This is a genomic window from Pontiella desulfatans (genome assembly GCF_900890425.1).
Classification (GTDB): Bacteria; Verrucomicrobiota; Kiritimatiellia; order Kiritimatiellales; family Pontiellaceae; genus Pontiella; species Pontiella desulfatans.
In genome coordinates this window covers 1759605-1783451 of record NZ_CAAHFG010000001.1, presented here as the reverse complement: position 1 = coordinate 1783451, position 23847 = coordinate 1759605, and the positions used below count along the sequence as shown (strand labels likewise).

General features: G+C 55.4%; 12 protein-coding genes. All 12 read right to left on the bottom strand.

Annotated features, from left to right (window positions below):
• Positions 1-19 precede the first annotated feature (19 nt).
• The gene (locus E9954_RS06640) at positions 20-1855 is read right to left on the bottom strand and encodes a sulfatase-like hydrolase/transferase (protein ID WP_136078428.1); all 1836 of its coding nucleotides are present in this window, start codon (positions 1853-1855) and stop codon (positions 20-22) included.
• A gap of 12 nt (positions 1856-1867) precedes the next feature.
• Entirely contained in the window at positions 1868-4903 is a 3036-nt protein-coding gene (locus tag E9954_RS06635) for an FAD-dependent oxidoreductase (RefSeq protein WP_136078427.1), read from the bottom strand.
• A 128-nt stretch (positions 4904-5031) separates the two neighbouring features.
• Complete coding sequence (locus E9954_RS06630; RefSeq protein ID WP_136078426.1) at positions 5032-7884, bottom strand: right-handed parallel beta-helix repeat-containing protein; 2853 nt, start codon at positions 7882-7884, stop codon at positions 5032-5034.
• Between the two features lie 20 nt (positions 7885-7904).
• On the bottom strand, positions 7905-10760 hold the full coding sequence (locus tag E9954_RS06625; protein WP_136078425.1) for a hypothetical protein: 2856 nt from the start codon (positions 10758-10760) through the stop codon (positions 7905-7907).
• Positions 10761-11051: 291 nt separating this feature from the next.
• Positions 11052-11909 (bottom strand): PEP-CTERM sorting domain-containing protein, encoded by an 858-nt coding sequence (locus E9954_RS06620; protein ID WP_136078424.1) that lies wholly within the window; start codon positions 11907-11909, stop codon positions 11052-11054.
• A 120-nt stretch (positions 11910-12029) separates the two neighbouring features.
• The gene (locus E9954_RS06615; protein WP_136078423.1) at positions 12030-15281 is read right to left on the bottom strand and encodes a fibronectin type III domain-containing protein; all 3252 of its coding nucleotides are present in this window, start codon (positions 15279-15281) and stop codon (positions 12030-12032) included.
• 151 nt (positions 15282-15432) lie between these two features.
• The gene (locus E9954_RS06610; protein WP_136078422.1) at positions 15433-16062 is read right to left on the bottom strand and encodes a response regulator; all 630 of its coding nucleotides are present in this window, start codon (positions 16060-16062) and stop codon (positions 15433-15435) included.
• 56 nt (positions 16063-16118) lie between these two features.
• The gene (locus E9954_RS06605) at positions 16119-18344 is read right to left on the bottom strand and encodes a sensor histidine kinase (RefSeq protein WP_136078421.1); all 2226 of its coding nucleotides are present in this window, start codon (positions 18342-18344) and stop codon (positions 16119-16121) included.
• A 320-nt stretch (positions 18345-18664) separates the two neighbouring features.
• Positions 18665-19486: a hypothetical protein gene (locus E9954_RS06600; RefSeq protein WP_136078420.1), complete on the bottom strand. Its 822-nt coding sequence runs from the start codon at positions 19484-19486 to the stop codon at positions 18665-18667.
• Between the two features lie 444 nt (positions 19487-19930).
• On the bottom strand, positions 19931-21193 hold the full coding sequence (locus tag E9954_RS06595) for a LamG domain-containing protein (RefSeq protein ID WP_187357948.1): 1263 nt from the start codon (positions 21191-21193) through the stop codon (positions 19931-19933).
• Between the two features lie 157 nt (positions 21194-21350).
• Positions 21351-22427, bottom strand: coding sequence for a glycoside hydrolase family 117 protein (locus E9954_RS06590; protein ID WP_136078419.1), 1077 nt, complete (start codon positions 22425-22427; stop codon positions 21351-21353).
• 21 nt (positions 22428-22448) lie between these two features.
• Positions 22449-23717, bottom strand: coding sequence for a hypothetical protein (locus E9954_RS06585; protein ID WP_136078418.1), 1269 nt, complete (start codon positions 23715-23717; stop codon positions 22449-22451).
• Between the last annotated feature and the right edge of the window lie 130 nt (positions 23718-23847).

Below are 23847 nucleotides of genomic sequence, written 5' to 3'. Positions count from 1 at the left end.
CACCTCCGTTCCGGAAACGCTACGGACTGGGAATGATCGATTGCGGAATGTTGAGTTTCCGGTCATGGGCGCCAGCGGCAAAGTTGCTGACCTTGAAGGTGTTTTTCTGCGTCCAGTCGCATTCCACCCGGCCATCGCCAAGCACAATGCCGCCCAGCTTGTTGCGGAAAAACGCCGCCAGCTCGGCATAGGGTTCCGAATAGGCCACGTTGGCCTGCTCCTTTGGATCGACGCGCAGATCGTAGAGCGACATATCGACCTCCGCGGCCGGGGCGTCGAGCCCCCAGCGCATGTTGGCGCCGGGTTCATAGCCCTCGCCCGGCTTTGTCCAGAACGGCCGCACCCGCATGGCGAAGGCGAAATCCTTGCAGCGCAGATAGGCGCGGTCGCCGCGCACCTGGTTCATCTCGCCGATCACATATTCGCGCTGCGGCCCCTCGTTGAGGGTGGTCAGCAGGCTGGTTCCGTCGAGTCCGGGATGCTTCGCCGCATCGATGCCGGCCACCTCGTAGAAGGTCGGGGCAAAATCGACAAACTCCACCCAGTCGCGGCACACCGTGCCCGCCGGGAACTTGTTTTTGTCGGACGCCACCACAATGGCGCTGTCGTGGACGGTCTGGTACCAGGGGCCAAACTTGGCCTCGATCCCTTGCTCGCCCAGGTGCCAGCCGTGGTCGCCGCAGACGTAGACGATCAGGAAGTCCTGCCCGTGCCGGTTGCAGTAGGCCTTGAACGATTCGACCGCTTCGCCGATGAGGTGGTCGCCCATGGCGCAAAAGGCATAGTAGTCGCGGATGGCCTGTTGCTTTTCGGCATCGGTCATTCGCGAGAAATCCATATCGTTGCGCAGATCCTTCAGCGATGCCGGCATCAGCTCGGCTTCCTTGTCGGAATAGTCCGGCACCTTGTAGGTCTGGTTGGCAAAGCGGTCGCGGAATTCCTTGGTCGGCAGCACCGGCGTGTGCGGGAACACAAAACCGAGGTTGATGAAGATCGGCTTTTCCGGATCGGGCCCCTGCTCCGCCGTGCCGATGGCCGAGGTGTATTCCTTCCCGGCGTTCGCCAGATAGTTCTGCATGGTTTTCACGATGGCGCCATCGAGTGTCTGGCTGGTGGTGTTGGGCGAAACCCCGCCGATGATCAGTTCCGTATTGCTTCGGGTATAGGTGCGCAGGAGGTCGAGCTCTTCCTCCACCGCAATCCGGTTCGCCTTTTCTTCATCGGTCAGCGGCCGGTCCTTGCGCTCGTACCAATAGCGCTTGACCGAGCCGTCGGCGAAGCGGAACACCTCTTCCTTGCCGAGTACCATGCCCTTGCCGTTGTGCTGGCCCCAAGGCTTGTTCCACCAGAAATCGCTACCGGCGGTTGCTTCGAGCTGGTTGCGGTGGATGAACGGCTTGTAGTAGCCCAGCGGCGCCCATTGGTGGTAGCCCTCCCAGTCAAAAATATAGTAGCCGCTCTTGCCAAACATCGAAGGCTGGTAGCCGTGCTCCTTCATGACCTCCGGAACCACCCGGCTGGAGCAGTCGGCCGCCTGGTGCGCCTTGCGGAAGCCATACATGCCGGAACGGTGCGGGTATTTGCCGGTGTGCATCGAGCTACGCGACGGCGCGCAGGCCATCGAGTTGCAATATGCATCGGTGAAAAGCACGCCCTCCTTCGCCAGCGCATCGAGGTTGGGCGACTCGACGTAGCCCAGCTCGCTTTCCGGCTTCCCGGTCGTGGCCCGGTTCCAGCACGCCAGCGAATCGCTCCGCTGGTCGTCGGTGATGATCCAAAGGATGTTGGGTTTCGATGCGGCCGCCGAAAGCTGCAGGGCCGCAAGACCGGAAATGATCGCAATGCATGTTTTCATGACGAGGGTGCCCTATTCGTTATACGCGCGGATTTCGTAGATGCGTGCGGATGGGTCGCCATTGGTGGCGGTGATCAGCACCCGGATCCTGGAGGTTTTGACGGCATCGAACCGGTGGATGCGCCGACGCAGGTAGTTGTTTTCCACGGTGGCCAATGCGAGCCACTCGCTGCCGTTGAAATACTGGACTTCGTAGTCGCGCACACACTGCGGCGGCATGCGCTCCTCGACCTTGAATTCCCACGAGCAATAGCGTTTTTCCTTCAGGTTGGTGTCGAAGGTCAGATAGACGGAATTGACCGTTTGCTGCCCGCCGAAGACCAGCTCAACCCATTGCGGCATCTTCTGCGCGGGGTCGGAAATCCACATGTTGTCCGGCACTTTCCCGATCCACATTTCCTGGTCTTCATCCAGCGGGCGGGTGATCCCGTTGATCACATTCTGGACGCCGGCTTCAAGCGAGCGGCTGCTGGAGGCCTTGACATTCGCCATCAGTGCCAGATCGTCCGGATCCTCGTTGCGCAGGTGCGGAATGGTTAGGTCGTCCTTGAGCAGTTGCTGCTGCAGCTTGGCCATATGGTTGTTCACGATGCCGCGCGGAGTGGTTTCGTAGTCCAGGCAGAGGGCCGCCGCGGTTCCAACGGCCTGCCCCATCATGCCGGTTGTACCCTGCACACGCGCCGAACCCAGCGCGACGTGCGTTACCGAAACATGGCGTCCGGCCATGAACAGGTTGGGCACGTCCTTCGTGTAGAGCATGCGCAGCGGAATGCTCGCCGGGGAAATATTGTTTTCATAGTCATACGGACTCCCCGGGGAAAAGATGCCCAGCGGATGGTGCACGTCGAGTTTCCAGGTAAAATAGCCCACGCGATCCGGGAACACTTCCCGCTTAAGGATGTCCTGTTCCGTCACGACGAGATCGCCGACCAGGCGGCGCGTTTCCCGCTTGGCGTTGGTGACCGGAATATATTTCAGCTGATAGTTGGTTGCCTTTTCCGCCAGCGGGGAGTGGTTCTTGATCCAGTTGTAGTACGACAAGCTTACCAGGATCAGGTCGTCGCGCGCCCATTCCGGATCCCACAGGTCGTCGTTGCGGCCATGGTTTTCCGTCCACCAGTTTCCGGCACGCACCCCGTTGTCATAACGGGGACGATGCTTCACATAGCCCTCTTCGTTCATGCGCAGGTCGTAGAACCAAGGTAGCGTTTCGAAGGCCTGGGGCTTGCCCATATCGATGGCCTGGTAGCCCAGGATGGAGTTTTGCATGAGCGATCCGCTCATCGTAATGCCGTCGGCAATATCCTTGGCGTTCATCTCTCCGGTCTGCTCCCTCGACTCGCGGCCGAGCATCACCTCGGCACCGGCATGGTAGCCCAGCCAGCCATCGCCCGTGCAATCGGCAAAGAGGTCGGCCGTATACCGCGTGTGGTGGCCATCGATCATGTCGAAGGCCCTTACCGCCTTGATCCGGTGGTCTGCGTCCATCTCCGCATCGAAAACATGCGCGTTCAGGAAAAGGGTAATGTTTGGTTCGCTGGCGATCACCAGATCGGCCCCCGAAGCCCACTTGCTCAGATAGTTGAAGGCATGGATGCGTCCGATCTCCTCGTTCAAACCGGTTTCACGCCCCTTTCCAATGCTGGAGCCGCCGGAAACCGGCACGCCCATTTCGGCACTGTTGTTTCCGCCGACCATCGGGCGGTCCTGGATCAGCGCCACCTTCGCGCCGCCGCGCGCCGCGGAAATCGCCGCATTGCAGCCGGCCACACCGGCACCGACGACGATAAAGTCGAAATGCCCCATCTCCTGCACCGGAACCGTGCCGACCATCTCCTTGCGCATCGGGAGGTAATCCTTCTGCTCCTGCTTCGGCACAAACGCGGGATCCTTGGTCAGGATCAGCGCATCGCAGCGGCCGTACCACCCCGACAGGTCTTCGAGTTCGAGGGTGGCATCGCCTTTATCCAGCTCAAACGTTCCTCCGTCCTGCCAGACCCAGGCGCGCTGTTCGCGGGTGCCGAACGTGGTTTTGGATCTTGCGCCGTTAACGGAAACCGCAAAGCGTCCCGGTGCATGGCGGTAACCGAACCAGTTTTTAGTGCGCACCCACAGGCGGTATTGCCCGGACTCGGGAACAGCAACCGTGGTCTTCGCGTTTTCAACCGGCGTGCCGACGCCGGCCGCCAGCAGATAGGGCGAGCCCATCTGCGGAACAAACTGGGTATCCATCCACCAGCCGCCGTACTCATCAAAATCCTCGGCATCGATCCACAGCGTACCCGGCACCATTGTTTCCGCACTGCGTTTCTGGATCTTTTCATAAAAGTCGGTGAAGCGGTTGTCGCGGCGCGCCATTTCGTAGCGCCCCTGCCAGCTGGCTTCCGCAATATCCCGCGAGCTCAACGCGGAGCCATCGATGCGCACTTCGTCCAGCGTTCCATTGAAAAAGTACCGACCTTCGACGGCGCCGAGATGGCAGTCGGCTTCGCTACTGGATATTTTTCCTGAAGCGGGGAACACGGAATCCAACCCGCCGTTGACATAGAGGCGGACTTCGGCGCCATCGTAGGTGGCGGCCACATGCTGCCACTTGCCGTTCGGCCACTCCTTTTGCTTCGCTTCAAGCGTGTGCTTTTTTCCATCCAGCCAAAGCACCAGTCCCAACGATTTGCTCGGCGAGAGCCGGAAAACATAGGCCCCCTCCTTTCGAACGATGGTGGGAAACTGGTCGTATTGCGGAGCCCACGGCTTGATCCACGCCTGGATGGAAATGGACTGGCCTGCGTTCAGGCTGTTGTCGTTGCCGACATTCACCCCGGCCTGGTGGCCGAGCTGACCGGCGGAATTGACTGCGCCCTGAACCCACTTGATCTCCTTGATGGTTCCGGAGTTTCCGTTGCCGGAACTGTCGGCCACCCGGTTCCCGGTACCGTCGTCAAAGCGCCAATGAGCCAGCGGACTCGCTGTTTGCGCCGCAACGGACGAACAGGCCGCCAACGTGAGTATTGCGCCAACACCGGCCGCCTTATGATTCGTCATTTTCATCCATGCACCTTTTCTGCCTGGTTTAATCCATGCGCCAGGAACCGCGAAAAAGTCCCTAGCCATAACGCAACGAAGATAGACCGCGCGCGCGCAACCATCCATAGTACTTAAGGACTATGGGGTTTCGTTTACGGACGGTGCGTGATCGTGACGGAATTGACCTGCAGGTCGGTGAGTCCGGCCCCCCTCGCCCCCGGATTGATCCGCTGGAAGAAAAAGTAGGCGCCGGGGCCGGTGAGCGCAGCGTGAACCGTGGCGTCAACCCCGGTCACCGTGCCCAGGCCGGTATCGGTTCCATCGGTCAGGTTTTGCAACCGCACCGTATAGAATGTGTTGGAGGCATGGTCCCCGAGCGTGAGCGTGTAGTCGAACCGGAGCAGATCCCCGGCGTTGAGTTGCGTGCCGGCAATGTTGCCCGCTCCGGAAACCGGGGAATAGTTGCTGAGCAGACGGTAGGTGTCGTTGTCCGGAAAAATCTGGACGTTGGCATCGGCGGCGGAGTCGGCGGTGCCCACATGGGAGGCGGCGGAGCCATCGGCCTTCAATCCAGCCAGGAAGGTGTAGACATAGTTCGTGGGTGCGGAATAGGCGCCGCCGAACTCAAAGTTGACGGTGTAGCCGATGGATTGGCCAACGGACAAGGCAACCGCTTCGTCCAACACGGCAATTTCGCTGTTTTGGGCGGTGATGGCGTGGCCGATTCCTGCGGAATCCCCGACGCTCCAGCCGGCTTCCGCCTTCCAGTTTTGCTGCCCGTCAAGCGCCCCGTCGGCATAGTCCGGCGCCGTGAACCGGATGACTTCCGGCCCCGCTGGAGCCGGAGCTTCCCCTTCAAACAGCCGGAAGAATTCCTGCGGTGCGGCAATCGGATTGGTGATGGCCCCGGCACCGGAGGAATCGATCGGCAATCCGGTCTGCAGGGTGGTCCACGCGGCATCCATCAGGTTTGTCTTGGAGTGCAGCTCGAACCATCCGTTTGCCGGGCCGTTGGTAAAACCCAGCACCATGCTGTTGCCGAGCACCTCGGCATAGTCGATGCGGATCCAGCCCGGAATTTCATCGCCGAGCAGCCACGAGAAATAAGAGGGCGTCCAGTCCGCCCCGGGAATCCACCGCGTCCCACCGTATTCATAGGCGCCGACATCCGGGCTTGCTCCAACATAGCCCTCGGTGATCCCGACCACGTCAACGCCTTGGTCGACGATGGAAGGATGATTCAGCGGCATGAAGTTTTTATCTTCAATGGATACGAAGGGCGAGGTGGCCACCTGCACATTGTTGGAAAACACGTTGTCCAGTGTTTCGTCTTCGGTATAGTCCCCCGCGCCGGAGTCCCACCAGTCGCGCACGTCCGACAGGTTGTTGATGAGCGTGTTGTCGCGCACGTCGGTGCGGATGCCGCCATTCTCGGGAACCCAGCATAAAATGAGCGCCTCGTTTGTTCCGACATTCCAAAACGTGTTGTTATAAATTTCGTTTTCAAGTGCATCCCAGTTGAAGTGCAGTCCGCCCCATTGGACATCCCATACGACGTTATGGTGGACCTTGTAGCCCGAGGTGTCGTTGTCCAGATAGATGCCGGTGGCTTTCACTCCCGCATAGCTAGGCGAGTAGGCATCATGGAACCAGTTATAGCTGAGCTCTACATCGCGGGGAATGCTGTTGCCCGTCACATAGAAAAGTCCACCGTCGGCGCAGGATTTCAAGCCGTCAAAAACTTCGTTGTAGCTGAATACAGTTCCCTCTCCAGTTGCCCGACTGACGTCCCGGGCTGATCCGGAAATACTGTTGCTGATAATCAGGGCATCGGTGCCGCCCGACCGGATTGGGCAGCAGTGATTACCCTGCTGGTCAAAATTGCGGATCACGTTGTTCAGAATGACGGTTCCATCCGCATTTCCACTGATGTAAATTCCGTTCGACGTTCCCTCTTCAAGCAGGCAGCGCTCTATTCGGTTGTTATCCCCAACGATGTCGATCGCCGCACCGCCGGCCGTGGCTGCGCCTGTGCTGTTCACATCGGGAATCAGCCCCGCAATGCCGTGCCGAATGCGCATATCGATGAGAGAACAATTATGGTTCTGCATACGGACATACGCCCCGAACAAGTTAAGACGCTCAAACTGAATATAGTTTTTGGTGAGATCGATGGTTTTATCGCGAACCGCAACCTCCACGGTACCCGTCGATGGGTCAACCCCGCCCGGCGCATAAAAATAGAGGGTTTGCGTTGCCGAGTCATGGAACCATTCCCCCGGTGCATCCAGCGCTTCAAGCCGGTTTAACAGATAAAAGATTCCGCGGTGGCCGTTTTCATAGCGCAATGGAGAGTGATTGCTGAACGGCCAGATACTCGTGGGCATAGGCGTAAAAGAGAGCTGGTGCGTTCCAGGATCGAATCCCGTGATGTTTCGCTGAATGGAGCAGCCGCTGTGCGCACCGAGCCAAAAAATAACGCCGCTCGTCCAGTAGTCCGGAATATCGTAGTGGGTGATGTACGAGTCGGAATACGTTCCCGAAGCGGTTTCGGCGAAGTAGGCATCATACGTATATGGATCTCCATCCAGATCATTCGGCCAGCGCGCCAGCTGTTGGGCATCGGCGTTAAAATAGACCATATTTTTATTACCCAACGGCATGCTCACACCGGTGGCTTTATAGATATTGCCGGAGTGCAGCTGCCAATTGGCAACCACCTCCGTGCCGGAGACCACGACCGGATCATTGCCGTATGCCACATACCGAATCGGTGCCCCCGATGATCCGTGTTGAGCCGGCACGATGGTTTCGCGATAGATTCCCCGATGGATATAGCAGGTATCCCCCGCCGACATAACGGCAGAGGCCTGTGCAATAGTTTTGAAGGGATAGGTTTCCGAACCGTCCTCGAAGGTCTCTTCTGAGCTCAGATCAACATGATATGTCGCAGCCCAAATCAATGTGGGCATCAGTATAGCAAACAGGATGGCTAGTTTCCTCATATCTATTCCTTGAGCGTTTCCTATGGTGCGTCGACAGTAACCGAGTTCACCTGCACACCGCTCAGACCGGAGCCGTTCGCCCCCGGGTTGATGGATTGGAAGAAACCGTAGGCCCCGCTACCGCTCAGGGCATTATAAAGGGTCGGATGAATGCCGGGATAGGTAACCGAAGACTCCACATACGAACTAACCGTCCCCGTTCCGGTGTCGGTTCCGTCGGTCAGATTCTGAAGCCGTACGGTGTACGTTGTATTGGAAGCGTGCGAATCCAGTGTAAGCGCATAATCAAACTGCAGCACATCCCCGGCATTCAACTCGGTACCGCTAATGCTGGATGCTCCGGAGACTCCCGCAAAATTATTGAGCAGACGATACGTATCCGTTGCGCTGATAATCTGGATATTGGCATCTGCAGCCGTGGCCTCGCCGGTATTGACCGACTCGCCGACATTGCCTGGTTTCAATCCGCCAAGGAACGCGTAAACAAAACCCGACGGTGTTGAATAGGGGCCGCCGCCGAACTGGAAATTAATACTGAGGCTGTACGTTTCCCCCACGCTTAACTGAATCGGTTCGTTCAATACCGCCGCGCTCGAGTTATCGGGCGTCGATGCATTTCCCGAACCCGCGGCATCGGCGACGGTCCAGCCGGATTCCGCGTTCCAGTTTTGCTGTCCGTTGAGGGTGCCGTTGGTGTAGTCCGGACTGGTGAACTCAATGAGCCCCATAGGGGGCACAATCGCCGCATCCTTTATCAACCGGTAAAATTCCTGTGGAGCAACGATCGGATTTGTGACCGCGCCGGCCCCCGACCCATCCGTCGGAAGGTTGGTCTGCGCAGCAATCCATTCGGAATCCGTCAGGTTGGTTTTGGAATAGAGCGAAAAGAAACGGTCCGCCGGTCCGTTGGTAAAGCCGAGTATGATGTCGCTTCCGTTAATGGCATACCAATCAATGTTTATACCGTCGCTCGGGTTCCGAATATCGGAACTGAATTCAAATACCTGCAGGGCGACGCTGGCGACATAACCGCCCGCATCCGAAAACTCCACCGAAATCGTGTTGTTGCTTTGTAGCAGCTCATAGGGGACCGGAATTTCGAGTACCCCATAAAAGGAATTCCGGGTGGACTGGTCGTAGCCACGCCAGTCTGTTGGCACGGCAACAAAAGCCCCATTTACCAGCAGCGTAGGTTGCAGCGAATCGCCGTGATCCCGGCCGAGGCCAAGGCGCAGCATGGCTTCTCCATGGGTTGCCTCATGCAAAACATTGGTGATGCTGAAAATGATCGGTGTATTGTCGCTGATCGGTTGCAGGTAGGTCGTGGCATAATATTTTGTTTCCGTTTCCTGCTCATGCTGCAGCACGGTGTTTGCATAGGTGTATTTAATGACGGCGGTGGAGGACGCCGGCAGCGTGATGGACGGCAACGCATTCGTGGTATAAATATCGAGCGTCGGCAATCCGGACGGCGCTGCATAGCTGTGTTTCACCTTGATGCCCTGAAGCCCTGCGGCTCCGAACAGATTCAAATCCACCGTCTGCGGACCGGTATGATCCAGGCTGCTCACGATGACAAATGCGTTGGTTCCATCCACATAGGCATCGGCCTGGATATCGGGATCGGAGGCCATGGTATCCACACGGGTTCCGTCCACCTCCTTCCACAGTTCGAAAAACTTGATGCGATCCGTGTAGGCCCAGGCACCGGCGGTACTTTTCGGATCGTTGACTTCATCCAGATTCCATAAAAGGCGTGTCGGATAAGGGTAGCCGTTTTTGCGCCCCCACTCCGCCTTCAGAATCATGAACGGAATCGCCTGTACAATCCGGTCGGGACGTTCCAGCAGCTGCATCATGATGGTCGAATAGGAGCGGACATCCACCCAATCGTTGGTCGGGTTGTACGGCACTCCGCTTTCTACCGCAAGACTGCCGTATTCGGAAATATTGAAAGGCTTAACCTCACCGAGTGCCAGCATGCTGTAGTGCTCAACCATATCCAGCAGCGCTTCCACGTTGCTCCCGCTGCGGTACATGGTATCGAGCATATTGGTGCTTTCTTGCGGATTATCGTAAAGATGCAGCGAAAAGAAATCCATGTCGGCTCCGGCAATGTCGATGAACGTTTTCCAGTTGGCATCCCAGTGGGCAAAGTCGCTGTTGTTTCCTTCATACTGCGGATGTGCAGCGGTGTATCCGCCAACCAGCACCTCGGGGTGCGAATTCTTGACCGCCGCCGCCACGTTCGTGTGCATACGGGATATATTGGCGCGGGTGGTGCCATATGTAGAGGCCGACACAAACGGTTCGTTCACCACTTCAACCATGGTCGGTTTCGGTTGCCCGTCCGTTCCGCCAGAACCAAAGAAGTCGGTCAGGTACGTTTCAAAATAGTCGCCGAGTGCATCATAGCTCCCGATCGCAAAACCATTGCCGTTGGTCTGCCCATTTGGATACATGGACATTTGTCCGCCATGCATCATCCTGTTTGCGCGAAACTCCAGCGCATGTGCAGCGGTGTCGGAAGCATAGCTGGAACGGGCATTGTTGCCTCGCGAGAGCATGTTGGTATGGTTGCACCAGCCCGGGTTGCCCTGATCTTCCGTGGTCTGGCTCAGGTTCCACGGCATTGAACCGTTGTTGCGGCCCAGGTAGACATCGTAGTCGTTGAGAAACGATTCCCGCTGGGCATCGGAATCCCAATCGTTGTCGGTCAACCCGGCATGCAGCACAATATATTTTTCGCGATCGAAGGTCGAAACACCGCCCACTTCATGCCGAACATTCAAATTGATATCGACTTTGGTCTGGGCCATGGCACAAACCGTCAGGAAACAAAGTGAAGTGATTTCGAATGCTCTTTTGCCAAACATATTTTCTCTCCTCTTATCACGTTACTATCTATTCGACACCAGCCAGCTGATAACGCTGAAAAAAAGGGCACTGCGAAAGTGCCCCTATTCACAATTTAATCCAGTTTTAAACCAGAGCATTTAACCCTTGCGATGTCGTAAAGCCTGAATTGAGCTGCGAAGCAGCGTGGGTCTGGCTTCCGTGCCGTGATGGCCGGATCTACGGGCTTCCTCCTTCGCTCTTCGAGCTACGGCGGACGAGTCGCCCTAAGTTCAGGCCTTACTTTTTTATCATCTCAATCGTGATCCGCTCTAGAGCATGAAGCGCCGGCGGATGAACAACACCGCTCCGCCAAACGCGGAAATCAGCCCCAGCGTGGCCGGTTCCGGGATGACTTCAATCTGGAAGTTATCCATGTGGACTTCATCGATTTTTGAGAATGAGGCAATATCGACAGCGCCAACATCGTTCCAGTCTGTGCTGTAACCAGCATATAGCGTGCTACCGGATGCAAGCCCTAGATCAATCTGTGTCGAGGTATAGCGTACCGTGGCCGTATCAAGATCGGTAATGGTCGCCTGTCCAAGAATGGTCGAACCATTATCGGTGAGTTCCCAGTCCACGCGGAGCCAGTGGCTCAATCCGCCGACAGTCGTGTCAACACCTAGCGAACCATGCGTCATCCAGCCTTCGACAAATGGAGATGCCGGCAAAGTGTTTCCCATGGCATTGCCGCGATTTGCCAGCGAAAAATTCTTATTAGCACCATTCCACCATTGAGGTTGGTCTGTTACCAGCAGTCCAAAAATATTCTTGTTGAGATTGGCGGTAATCGTGCCGCCGGCCTCATGGCTGTAGCGGAAATCCGAGCTGACTGTTGCGGTCAAGCCAGGGCCCATGGTGAATGAAGTCTGGTTGGGAATATGGTACGAACGCTTTGCAACGGTCGTATCAAGCACCGCATAACCCGTTCCACCCGATTCTGCCCTGAACAGGCTTTGTTGGGATGTATCCCCGCCATCCCACTTGGGATTCCAGTTCGGCCCCCCAATTACCGCACCGGCAGTATAGCCGCTGAAGTCATCAGAAACGATGATCGTCGCCGTCGCGGTTGCGCCAACCATGCTCGCCAGCGCGAGCAGTGCGAATCTGTTTTTATTTTTTTTCATGTTTTTTCCTTTTTTCTGATTCCAATTCAGTTCCTAAAAAAAACCTACCTTCAACGTATGTCGGGAAATCCCGCCGAAGCGGGATTTCCCGGAGGAGATGACTCTCCATGAGATGAAACTTTATTCCACGTCAACCTTGATGAAGGTTTTATCTGCAGTAAACGGAACGTAGTTGGTCACCGCCGTCCAGTAATAATCGATCACCTGCTCATCGGTCAGCACAGCACCGTTGGCCGCAAAAGGCACGTTGACCAGGTCGGTGGTGGTCTTGAGCGCATAGCTGATGCCGGAAACCGGATCACGCCGCTTCTGGTAGACATAGGTGAGGTAGTCCGTGCCGCTAATATCAACCACGGCTGGATCCATCACCGGCAACGTAGCGGTATCGGCCACGAGCGGGTTCCCGCCGAAGGCATATTCCTTCTCATTGACCAGCCCATCGAGGTCCGGATCGGCGGTCGCCGCATTGTTTGAGCTGACCAGTCCGCTGTTTTCCGTCCAGTATTCATAGGAAGGCAGTGCGCCCTGCACCTTGACCTCAAGCCCGTAAATACTCGATACCCAGCCCCGCGCCTGGAACCAGCCCACGGCGTTGACATCCGTAAAGGTACTGCCGTCCACAACCCCGCCAATCCACATTTCTGACGTGGCAGCGGCATTGATTCCGGTAATCGGCCTCCAGTCGGCACTGGCCACATCGGCAACAATGATGGTTTTGGGATCATTCTTTGTTGCATCACTTGCAACAATATTCTCATCGGAAGCATACCAGGTTGAACCATTGCGAATCGCAAGACGCAGACCATTATCCTGATTACCGGCATTACCGGTTGTGGTAGCGCCCCAGGACACCTGGACATTCAGGGTTTCCGCAGTCGCATCGAAGGTTGCGGTACCCATATCCGATGCCTCAACGAAGGCGAGTACAGATGCGTAAGGCCAGGATTTCCATCCCTTATCGAGGGTAAAGTTAACCTTCCCGCCAGCGTCCTGGACTCGGGTCTGCAAAAGCACACCATCCACAGCCTGCTTGCCCTTGTACATTCCATACAGCGTGGGCCCAGTATAACTATTCTCTCCATTTTCAAAGAATGGCGTGGTCATGGCATCGATAGTCGCCCAGTCCACCGCATTTGATATCTGCAAGAGAGCCGTATCCATATTTGCAGTACCAAACGAATCAACTTCGAATGCCGACACCAATCCAACCGGCGCCGCCACAAAGTTTGTGCTGGCGGTATTCGGAGTCAGCTCGGAATCGAAGTTCGCCGTGAGGGTGTACGTGTTGGCAATATCGTTCCAACGCGGCGAATCTGTGATTGTTGTTTCGGTCGTATTTTCTGCCACAACGTATTCTTCGCTGTCCGGTGTTACCACGGTAAGGGTGTAACCGCCCGAAGCTTCCAATATCGGTTCCCATGTAATGGAGACCTGCCGGTCGCCGGAAAGGACACTGGTTACCTGCGGAACAACTACAGCGGGTTCCTGCGTTGAATGCGTAACACTCATTTCATTCACCGTTACATCAATTATATCCACTTCGCTATCCACCTTAGCCTGATAATCATGGCTCATACCGAACAACGTCGCCGGAGAATCATAGAGATCCTGACGTTCCAGCGTCCTGAACTCGTTTTCAGACTCACTATAAGTGATCATCGTATTCATGTTGGATACAGAGGCCCACACCTGGTAAACACCGTCTTCGCGTGTTTTCCGGAATTTGTAAGAAATGCGGAGTGGATCTGTTTCCAGGTCTGCAGTACCTGGAGTACCTACCCAGCTCTGGCCGGAGTTCGGTTTCGGGTTCCAGCCTAGCTCGTTAAAGTTAACAATCGCCAGCGCGTTCGCTTCGGTGATGCTGTCATCGCCAAACATAATCAGCAGCCTGTTCTCATAGCGCATTTTGGCGTTAAGCAGTGCCATGTTATCTTTTCCGGTTACCTTGAGCGAATCAGCCGTACTGGTCGTTGGACCGAATGTGAATACGTTTTTGTGCGTATAAACCGCATCAGTCCCGCTATTTGCAGTCACGCTGAAGACCAAATCAATATGTCCTTCGATAATATCGTCAGCATCGTTGCGAAGCAGTTTGTCCAGATAAACCGCATTACCTTCAACGCTATCATGATCAGCCTGCGTGGCAACGGTATCCGCTTTATTCGTTCCATTATCATTGATAACGGCAAATGCATTGCTGCCACTTCCGGAAACTTCGTCCCAGTCGGTTGAAACAACCGTCAGATCACCCAGCGAATAACTGGAAAAATCGTTATCATATACCGTCACGTTGTCGAAGATGGCTTTAGGCGTGGCTTGTGCCTCACCAGACTGAGCAGAATCACCGTTGGTAAACTTTGAGACCACCGTATAGTAGTACGTTGTTCCATTGGCTACCGAAGTATCGGAATAGGGTTGTGTTTCATCACTGGCAAGCAGTGTAAATGATCCGCCGGAGGTCGTGGATCTGTAGATGTCATACGTAGCTGCTCCGGCCATTTCGGTCCAGGTTAAAGATACAGAACCATCCAGACCAAGCGCGCTTACTGAGGCGGGCGGAACCGGAACAGGATCCAGTCGATCCATCTTTGCGGTCTGAACGAAGATACCGTAATCGCGACCTGCTTCCGGATTGGTATCGAGGAAGAAATAGAGCTCGTTACCGGCCCAGGCACCCGGACGTGAAATCCCAGCCTCTGCATACGTTTCCGAGAAGCCTGTTATGCTGTCGGAAATCGTCACGGAGACGTCGAACTCATTGGTCACATGCGATTTGGTAATGAGATAGGTGGTGCGCACAACGTCTGAATCAGAATCAACAAGACCGATATCAGTCATGGTTACAAAATCATATCCAAATGGATTCATGGACACATTCGTGGCACTGGTCTCGATATGGGTGCCATCATTCACCCACCAGCTGGCAGAATCCGCATTATAACGCAACTGCCCGGCTTCACGGGACAATTCCGCACCGAAGAAGTTTAAAAAGCCGGATACCGTTTCAGCCTGTCCGCCGGAAGCGTCCACTCCATTTGTCTGAACACCAAACATCATCATACGACCATGCTGACGAATGCTGGGAATGCTATACCGCGCATCAAACGTAATTTCAAGCGACTCACCGATGCCCAATGTTGATGGACTCGTGGTGAGCATCATACGGTGCGATCCTGCCGATCCGTCTAAAGACACTTCCGTACTGTTTGTGACACTGAAGCTGGAACTACTGGTCGTGACCCAGCCGTTCACTCCATCTATATCTCCATTGCTGTATGTGCTGAAGTCGATGTCAAAAATATTGATATCTGCAGCCTGAACAGCAAAAGCAGCAGTCAACATACATAACATCAGAGTTAATTGTTTCCTCATTGTTTGATCTCCTCGGTTCGCCAGTGGCGCGGCCCGGTTCGCACCGGAATCCTACTAACGCGACTGTTAACATTGTGAGGTATAACAATAAGGGGTTTTGCAGTATATGGACCAAAAGGACCATTTGACCCTGCCCGAGAGGATAAACGGCCTAATCTACCTTTAAAATGCCTCTTTTATAGGCAATAACGACCGCCTGAGTGCGGTCGGCGGCCCCCAGTTTTTCGCGGATATTGGTAATGTGATGCTTAACAGTGGAAAGGGATATATCGAAATGATCGAGGATTTCCTTGTTGCTCCTGCCTTCGCCCAGCAGCTGCAGCACTTCGAGCTCGCGCGGGGTCAGCTCTTCCTGCTGCTTGCGGACTTCGATTTTCTGGGCAATCAATGCCGGGAAATAGGTTCCGCCATCGGCGACCTCGTGGATCGCCTCCATCACGTCCTCCACCGCGCCGGCATTTTTCGTGAGATAGCCCTTCACCCCGGACTTCACGGCTTTCCAGATATCCTCTTCCGATTCAAACACGGAAAACAGAATGATCCTCGCATCGGGGAAATCGGCCCGGATGCGGCGGGTGCATTCCACCCCGTCCTCGCCGGGCATCTTGTAGTCCATGGTCACCACATCCGGCTTGAGCATCGCATAAAGATCGTAGGCATCCGCTCCGGATGCGGCTTCGCCGACAACCTCAAGCCCTTCCTCATGCCCGATGGCCCCGGCCAGCCCAAAACGCAGCATGGCATTGTCGTCCACAATCAAAACGGTTGTATTCTTGCCCATGGTATTTCCCTTTTTTGCTTTGCCCGATGACTCCATCGGGGCCTCTTCCGCGAGCATCACTCCAATTCCCACTCGACCGTCGCCAGTTCGAGATGGACGGAGGTGCCCTCTCCCGCCACGCTTTCAATCTTGAATTCCGCGCCCAGTTTATTCGCACGTTCGCGCATGCCCTGCAATCCAAAATGCCCAGCGGGGGAATCCTGGCTCACATTGTACCCGCTGCCGTCGTCCACGATATCCAGCACGATGGAATCCGGTCTGTAGGCCAGGGTTAGACGAATCAGCGAAGGCGCCGCATGACGCGCCGCGTTCGTGGCCGACTCTTTTGCCACCAGCAGGAAATTCCGTTCCGCCCGCAGCTTCAAACGGCGGGGTTCGCCTTGCACCACAATATCCAACCGCGCGCCGCACTCGTCGGCCAGGGGCTCCAGCGTTTCCCGCAAAGCCGCCGGAAGATCCATCCGCTCCAACGGGCCGCCGCGCAAATCGAGGATCTGCGAGCGCGATTCCTCCCCGCAATACCCCAGCATGTCCTGAACCGATTGCAAATCATCACGGCTGGTGGCGGAATCCTTTTCCACCGTAGAGAGATGCTCCACGAGTTTTTGTTTCTGGACGGGATCGGCCACCATTTCCTGGTCGACAAAGAAATGGAGCAATTCCAGATGCCGTTTGAAACCGGTTTCCAGAAACTTGCGGCAGCCCTGCAGGCGAATGGCCGCGCCCGTCAGGCCCTGGTCCAGGTTGTCGTGCAGCTCGCGGGCGATCCGCGCGCGTTCATCGAGAATGGTTTCGCGTTCGACCTGTTTGCTGATGATGCCCGTTTGCCGGTCCACGGTTTTGTGGAGCGCAAGAATCCAAACCAAAAACAAGGCCGACGCCCCTAGGGCAATTCCCGCAACCCACAAAAGCCGCTTCGGTGTCCACCACGGTGCGGGTTGCAAGACCACCACATCGCCCTCGCCACGAACCTGCAGCCAAAGCCCGTCGGAATAGAGCCGCCACAGCATGTTTTCATCGTGCATCAGGTGGCAGATTCCCGTCAGCTCAAGCTCTGCGCCGGGCGCCAGGGCCTTGATGGCCGCCATACCCTCCGGCAGACGGGCCTCGAACACGTGCGATCCCGACCGGCACAACAGACTCTGCTGCCCACTCTCCTCCCCGACATCGCGCGATATGCCGAACGACTTGCCAATGTCCAGCAACTGGGCCTGGATCCGCACCAGCTCATAGTTCATCCGGGAGTCCAGCAAATCTTCGGGCTGGCCGGAGCCAAACAGTTCATCGAGTTCGACCTCTTTCGGAACCGGCTGCCCAACCGCCTCTTTCCGCACCCGCACCTTCAGGGCACGGAAGGCCGGACTGATCGGCTGAGGCCAGACAAACCCTTCCACCTCCACCGTCTGCCCCTCCTTCAGGCCGTTGCTGTTCAGCACCGCCACCCGCAGGCTCGTTTCCTCCCCCCGCAGGAAAATTTCGTTGGCCGAAGCATGGGTGACCACCCCCTGCGTGCGGATCGCCTCCCGCGGATCGACATGCACACGCATGAGCGACTGAATCGGCAGGTTGCGGGTCGCCGCATGCAGCCCCTCCTCGTCCAGCAACTTGAAGTCATCAATGGAGTCCACAATGAAAACACGGCCCGTCAACTGACGTTGCCCGTTATACAGCGTCCCGACCACGGCATTGAAGCGCACCCGCCGGAACATCAGCTCGGGCAACCTTTTCCACAACCCGGGCCGGGCGGGAAGATGAACGCCCAGCTGAATGGAATCGTTGATTTCCAGCAGCATATAGAACCGGCCGAATTGCGTGGCATGGTCCGAAGAGGCAATCAATCGGCCCTCGACCGAAACCCAATCGCAGTCGCTGGCCGGCCGGTGGATCTCGTCCAACTGGAACGGGCGGGCTTCCGGCAACTCCCGCGTTCCCACCAACTCCACCTTTTCGGCCATGATGGCGGGATAGAATTCGCCCGGGTAGGTCTTCCCGTGGATCCGGACCATGTCCCCCACCTTGAGGTTCAGCTCCTTGGCCAGCTCCAAGCTTCGCTGAACATAGGCCCCGCCGCCCGCTCCCGAAAAAACAAAGAAATGCGAGCCGCTCGGCCCGAGGCGCACCACCTGCGATTCCAACCCCACCGTCCGCCCCTCGGCCGCCTCGGCGGCGGAAAGCTTGCGCAGCTCTGAAACCGAGGAGACCACCGCCTGTCCGCAGGCCCCCCCTGAAACAACGAGTGCCAGCAACAGAAGCCCTGCCGTATGTTTAAGCCGTTTTGCCATCGACGACCATCTATACCCGAGTGCCAGCGCTTTTCCAAGCACGGTAAATCATTCTTAATGGTGATCCCCGGCAGGAACCCGTGCCTTCAATGCAACCGGAACGCGGAACCATTGAGCTACCGCAGTGGAGGCTCGGAATGCTAAAGCCCACTTCAAGGAATAGGATGCAGGGTTTTCCACTTTGGTCGGATAGGCTATCTTCGCATCACGGATGGCTCCCTTAAAATCCTTCCAGACAAAACAGTGTCCATAGTTCCCTCCAGCGGATTCACGATTTCCACACCTTAGGGTACCGAACAAATCTGGTTAGAGAAACAACCTCATGGAATTCGTTCCACGTGCAGTTGAAAGAAGGCTTCATTAGTAGCACCACAGGATGGCAACAGGATCTGGTTTCCAGTTCCAATTACATTGTTTGTGTATTCAATCCAGTTGGGCTCAGACATATTATGGGTACAATCTACCGCGTATACGCAAGATGTAGAACTGTCAAAAGATATGTTGCCCTCTCGTATATTTATCTTCAAGAAATCTGCTCCATCAAGAGCAAGCGTATCAGCCACATATTCCTGCCAATTTAAAAAATTATCATCATCCGGGTCTGCTACATCAGCTGTATCCCAATCCCCCGTATATCCAAGGTTTTGCAACCATGAAACCGGAGTTCCAAGTGTAGTAGTTTGGATAAGTGTACTTGGTTGCAGAATGGTCTCTTGATACATGTTATCAGTTAAATCAACCACCGTGAATTCCACTGATGCAATTGACACGGATCCGGATAAAGCTTCGATTTCCAATCGACCGCATAGGTTGGCTCTCCAATTGTTAAAAGCAGAAGCATTGGTTTTGTAGCGCAGAGATATTCTCGTTGTGCTGAGTTTATTTGTAGAAAGATAACTTTCAAAAGGAACGAGAGCATATGCATCGTCATAAAAACGAAACTCACAAGCTTCTCCCGTAGCTATGCCATCGCTACCGTAAACAACATATACTTGCACATATTTCCCCCCGAGATCCACAGTATTGGTTGTCATATTGGAAAACAAATAGTTCAAGGGAGCATCTTTCACAGTAGTGTGGCTCGCAAATGTATTTACTGAAAAGTATACTACAAATAGCATTCCTAGAAATTTCATCATCATTCCCCTTCCCCTAGTTAGTAGAAAACATCGACATCAACTCATAAAAGACACCCTCGCTCAAATTCTTTCAAAAAATATTTTCTCAGCCATTTCTCCACAAAACATGCATATCCCTTAATTCGTCGAAGCCGATTCTATGTCACTCGCAGCGCGCCTAACGAGAGGCTAGCCGTCAAGCGACGCCGTGCAATCCAAAGCGACCCACAGGTGCAAGGGCACACCTTAATAGTTGTTGTTCTTCTCACCGCTTCAAGCGCTTCGGGGAGATGGAAGTATTAACGGAGTTCACCTGGACGCGGATTACTCGAAGACATTTGCGTCCAGGCTGATGGACTTGAAATAGGCGAAGGCGTCATAACCGACAACCGCCAATGGATACTTGTACAGATATCCGATGCCATAGAGGCGAAGGTCGATTGGGTTCCGGCGCTGCCAGGTTAGGCGCTATTTCGGACGTTCCGAGTCCTGCAGGATTCCGTCGCCGTTTCTATCCAGCCGGTCAAAACGGTCTGAAAACCATTTTGCGTGGAAGGTCTGTCCCTTTTTCTTGCAGTCGTCCTCCATGAAGGCCATCCAGGACGACTTCGGTTTGCCCGGTTCCGCCGAAGGAGCCTTGGCCGCTGCACCCCCCTTCATGACGGGCTTATACACCCGAATCCAGTCCACTTTCATGGTGTTTTTATCGGGATTCTTTAAATCCGCATCGGAAGGTGTTCTGCCGGCGGCAACATGCCAATCCTGCGATTCAACGTTGATGATGATATCCAGCTCCTTAGTGAAACCATGTCCCCTTTGATAGTTATACGGATCGATCACGGAAGTGCTGGATGCATTGCTCGTGCCTTTTAATATTTCGAACGAATATTCAGTCCCGGTCGCAAGTTCCACCACCGTTTGGTAACCGCCGCCGCTATCGAGCTTTCCGTTGGACATGGTTGGATAGGTATAGTGCCACGTGGTCCCTTTTTTCGTTGCGAAAGCCTTGTCGTACAAAACCCGCACCAACTCCCCATCGATGTAATATTCGAAATGCTTGGGGCCAATCCAGTTCACGCCAATACGAATATATTTTCGGTTTCCCCTGTTGAAGCAATACGCCCCCCAGTTTGTAACGCCCGGTTTTGCCCACCAGCTATTCTCATCCTTCGGCTGATAATCGGTGAATGGATGACGGATGAAAGAGTGATGGCTGAGATGAATGAATTCCTGGAAATAGTTGGCCCCGCCATAACATTCGATGATGTCGATTTCCTGCGTGTCATCCATACTCAGCAACCAAACATCGGAAGCCAACGCAATATCCGCCACACTCACGCTGGCTTCCACAAACACCGGATATTTAACCTTGCTGTGGGATGTAATGCAGCCGGCATTAACGCCGGGCACGCCCATTTTCACTGTGCTCGGATTGCGCGATGCCTTAATCACCAGATCAGTGCCATCCACGGATACATGGTCGAATTGCCAATAGGTTGTCCCCGGGCCATCCCACTCGTTATGGTAGAAATTATACCACTTATGGTTTCCAAAGTTTGCCTTGGACGAAGCCGCCTTGAATTCATAATTAAAATCGTCGGATGGAGCCGTTTGCAACTCCCACGTATTATTCGGCCCGGCATCGGCCGGAACGGCAACTCCATCCCAATCCGCCGCCCATACGTTCATGCCCACAACGGCCAAGGCTGAAACTAAATATTCTTTTTTCATAATCAATTTTCCAGTCCGCGATAGCGGAACAATTCCGCTATGCATGACTACGCTCGCAAAGATAACGCATATTGCCTACTGGGACAAATGTCCGAGGAATCCGGCGGGCACCCATTGTTATTACGTAGCCATAGGGACAATGCCATGCCCACTGCCTCTACTCGTAGGTATTGCGGTTGATGAAAAAGGACTTCAGCCCTTCATCCACCTCGAAGCGGCGCATCCAGCCGGCCTGGTTGGTTACTTCGTGGCAAAGTCCCCAGCGCAGGCCTTCAAGCGGATGCTGGTCGTGATCGGGCGTGCGGAACAGGCCGTTGGCTTCCGGCGCGCCCTTGATGTAGGCCTTGATCTCGAAGTTGATGCCGTCCGGCGCCCACTGCATCGTGTTGCGCTCGGGCCCGTCGGTGGTCAGCATGCCGGCAATACCGCCGTTGTAGTGCCACACGCAGATTTCATGGCCGGAGTTGGAGATCGGATTATATTCGCTCTTCACATACGGCCCCTCCACCTGGTCGGCAATGGCAACCCCCCATTTGGTTTCGCGACCGCCCATGAACATTTCCTCGCCCATCGGCTCGCCTTTGTAATAGAGGTAAAACTTGTCGTTGAAAAACATCAGGGTCGGGTCATGCACTTTATGGCTGTCGAAGCTACCCTTGCTCTTCACGAGGAAACGGTTGTCCGCATCGCCTTCCCACTCCCCGTCCTGCTCGGCCTCCAGCACCGGCCCCGGCAACTTTTCCCACGGGCCGCAGGGAGAATCGGCAACCGAGATGGAAATGTTTTCGTACGAGCGGCGCACATACGGGGAGGTGACCACCTGATAGACCAGATAGAATTTCCCGTCATGCGCGAGGATTTCGGGCGTGAAGACGCTGCGGTCGTCATAGGCCCCTTTTTCGCCGCGGGCCACGGCCAGCTCCTGCTCTTCCCAGTGCCAGCCGTCCTTGCTGGTGGCATGCCACAGATCGCAATGGTCCCACGGGAAGGTCTTGGCCTCCAGGTCGCCACTGCCAAAGCCATGGCTCTTGCCGGTGGAGCGGCTGTACCAAACGTGGTAGAGGCCGTCTACTTCAATCACGGCACTCGGATCGCGCCGTACCATGCCATCGCGCTCTTCCGCCAGATCGCCGGTGATCGGTTTGGAAACAATCTCGCAATACCATTCCGGGCCCTGGAAATAATTCCGTTCCATCGCCCGCTTCGTTGCCGCACTCATTTTTTTTTCACTCATTTGTAACCTCCATTCAAAAGTCTAACCCTTGGTTGCTTCGATTTCTTCCTTCGCAATCTTTGTCCACTCCACCAGCTTGGCGGCGCCGTCGCCACCACCCAGGGTGCCGCCGATGTTGAGAATCATTTCCAGCGGGCAATCCTTCGCCGCATCCAAAACGCGTCGAAGCTCCTTGCGGACTTGATCCTCGTGCAATCCGTCGCCGAGGAACGGCACGCCGGAGGGCTTGTAGCCATAGAGCAGCTCGGTGCCGATCTCGGCGCCGGCCTTCTCGAAATCGCACCATTCGCTGACCGATATCCGGCGCACGTTCGGCACGTTCTTCACAAACTCAACCTTGTTGTGCAGCACTTCGCAACACCCCACGTTGACCCACTTGAAGAGTTTCATCAGCTGCACATTGTAGGGCAGATCGAACTCCTCGTGCATGCCCGGAGAAACGCAGTTGAACCCCTCGGCGCAGGTGAAGGCCCAGGTATCCATCAGATCGGCCTTACCCTTTTTCATGATGTCCTGATAGTTCGGGATATCTGGATTGAAGCGCAGGCCGGTTGATCCCAGCGGGTCTGATTTTTCCCACGGGCCCCAAAGCCCCTGCTCTTCCAATGTCTGGAAACGCTTCTGGAAGTTGTCGGCAATCCGCTGCAACGCCTCGTGCGTCCACTCCGATTCATCCATCATATCGGTGTAGACATTTTCCATGCCGCGCAACCCGGCCCATTCATCCACCACTTTGGCCGCAAAATAAATCCCGGTTGGAATCACGTCAAGAATGCCACCGAAGATTTCCTCCGCTTCGGCTTTATAACCTTCGCGTTGTTCGGCATCGACCTTCACCACCGGATCGCCGATTTTCTCGATATCAGCCATCTCGACGATCGGCGACTCAAACTTAAAGGCGCCGGTCTTCGCGTGGTCGTCGGAGGCATAGTGCGCCATGACGGGAAGCTCGGGATAGGCCGTGATCTCGACGCAGTGCGGATAGCGGATGACCGGTTCGATGACCGTATCGTCGTGCAGGTTTTCCACCGACCAGATGCGCTGGCGCAGATCGCGCTCATAGTTGCGTGCGGTTTCGTTTTGGCAAACCAGGTGTTGTTCGTCCGGCAACGCTTCCGCCCAGGCCAGCGGCCAGAGGTGGATCAGCTGCAGCGGCCCGGCGCTCTTGTCGAGATCCGTCAACCGCGTCCACTTGTCGATCTTCTGTTTGTTGTCGTCCGTTGCGGAAAGCTCCGCCGCCTTTCTGCCCAGCTCCCGCAGGATCCCGACGTCCTGTTTCGATATATTCATTTTGATTACCTTTGGTTCATTCCCACCCGGAGATCTTCGTTCCAGCTAACCTGGCTTACGGTCTAGGCAATCCGAACACCGTTACCAAGATAGGTTATCCAACCAACCCCGCGGCACCTCCGCAGGCACA

Bases quoted from the DNA above. Each gene is read 5' to 3' on its own strand.
- E9954_RS06640 (WP_136078428.1), bottom strand. From the start codon at position 1,855: ATGAAAACATGCATTGCGATCATTTCCGGTCTTGCGGCCCTGCAGCTT.
- E9954_RS06635 (WP_136078427.1), bottom strand. From the start codon at position 4,903: ATGAAAATGACGAATCATAAGGCGGCCGGTGTTGGCGCAATACTCACG.
- E9954_RS06630 (WP_136078426.1), bottom strand. From the start codon at position 7,884: ATGAGGAAACTAGCCATCCTGTTTGCTATACTGATGCCCACATTGATT.
- E9954_RS06625 (WP_136078425.1), bottom strand. From the start codon at position 10,760: ATGTTTGGCAAAAGAGCATTCGAAATCACTTCACTTTGTTTCCTGACG.
- E9954_RS06620 (WP_136078424.1), bottom strand. From the start codon at position 11,909: ATGAAAAAAAATAAAAACAGATTCGCACTGCTCGCGCTGGCGAGCATG.
- E9954_RS06615 (WP_136078423.1), bottom strand. From the start codon at position 15,281: ATGAGGAAACAATTAACTCTGATGTTATGTATGTTGACTGCTGCTTTT.
- E9954_RS06610 (WP_136078422.1), bottom strand. From the start codon at position 16,062: ATGGGCAAGAATACAACCGTTTTGATTGTGGACGACAATGCCATGCTG.
- E9954_RS06605 (WP_136078421.1), bottom strand. From the start codon at position 18,344: ATGGCAAAACGGCTTAAACATACGGCAGGGCTTCTGTTGCTGGCACTC.
- E9954_RS06600 (WP_136078420.1), bottom strand. From the start codon at position 19,486: ATGATGATGAAATTTCTAGGAATGCTATTTGTAGTATACTTTTCAGTA.
- E9954_RS06595 (WP_187357948.1), bottom strand. From the start codon at position 21,193: ATGAAAAAAGAATATTTAGTTTCAGCCTTGGCCGTTGTGGGCATGAAC.
- E9954_RS06590 (WP_136078419.1), bottom strand. From the start codon at position 22,427: ATGAGTGAAAAAAAAATGAGTGCGGCAACGAAGCGGGCGATGGAACGG.
- E9954_RS06585 (WP_136078418.1), bottom strand. From the start codon at position 23,717: ATGAATATATCGAAACAGGACGTCGGGATCCTGCGGGAGCTGGGCAGA.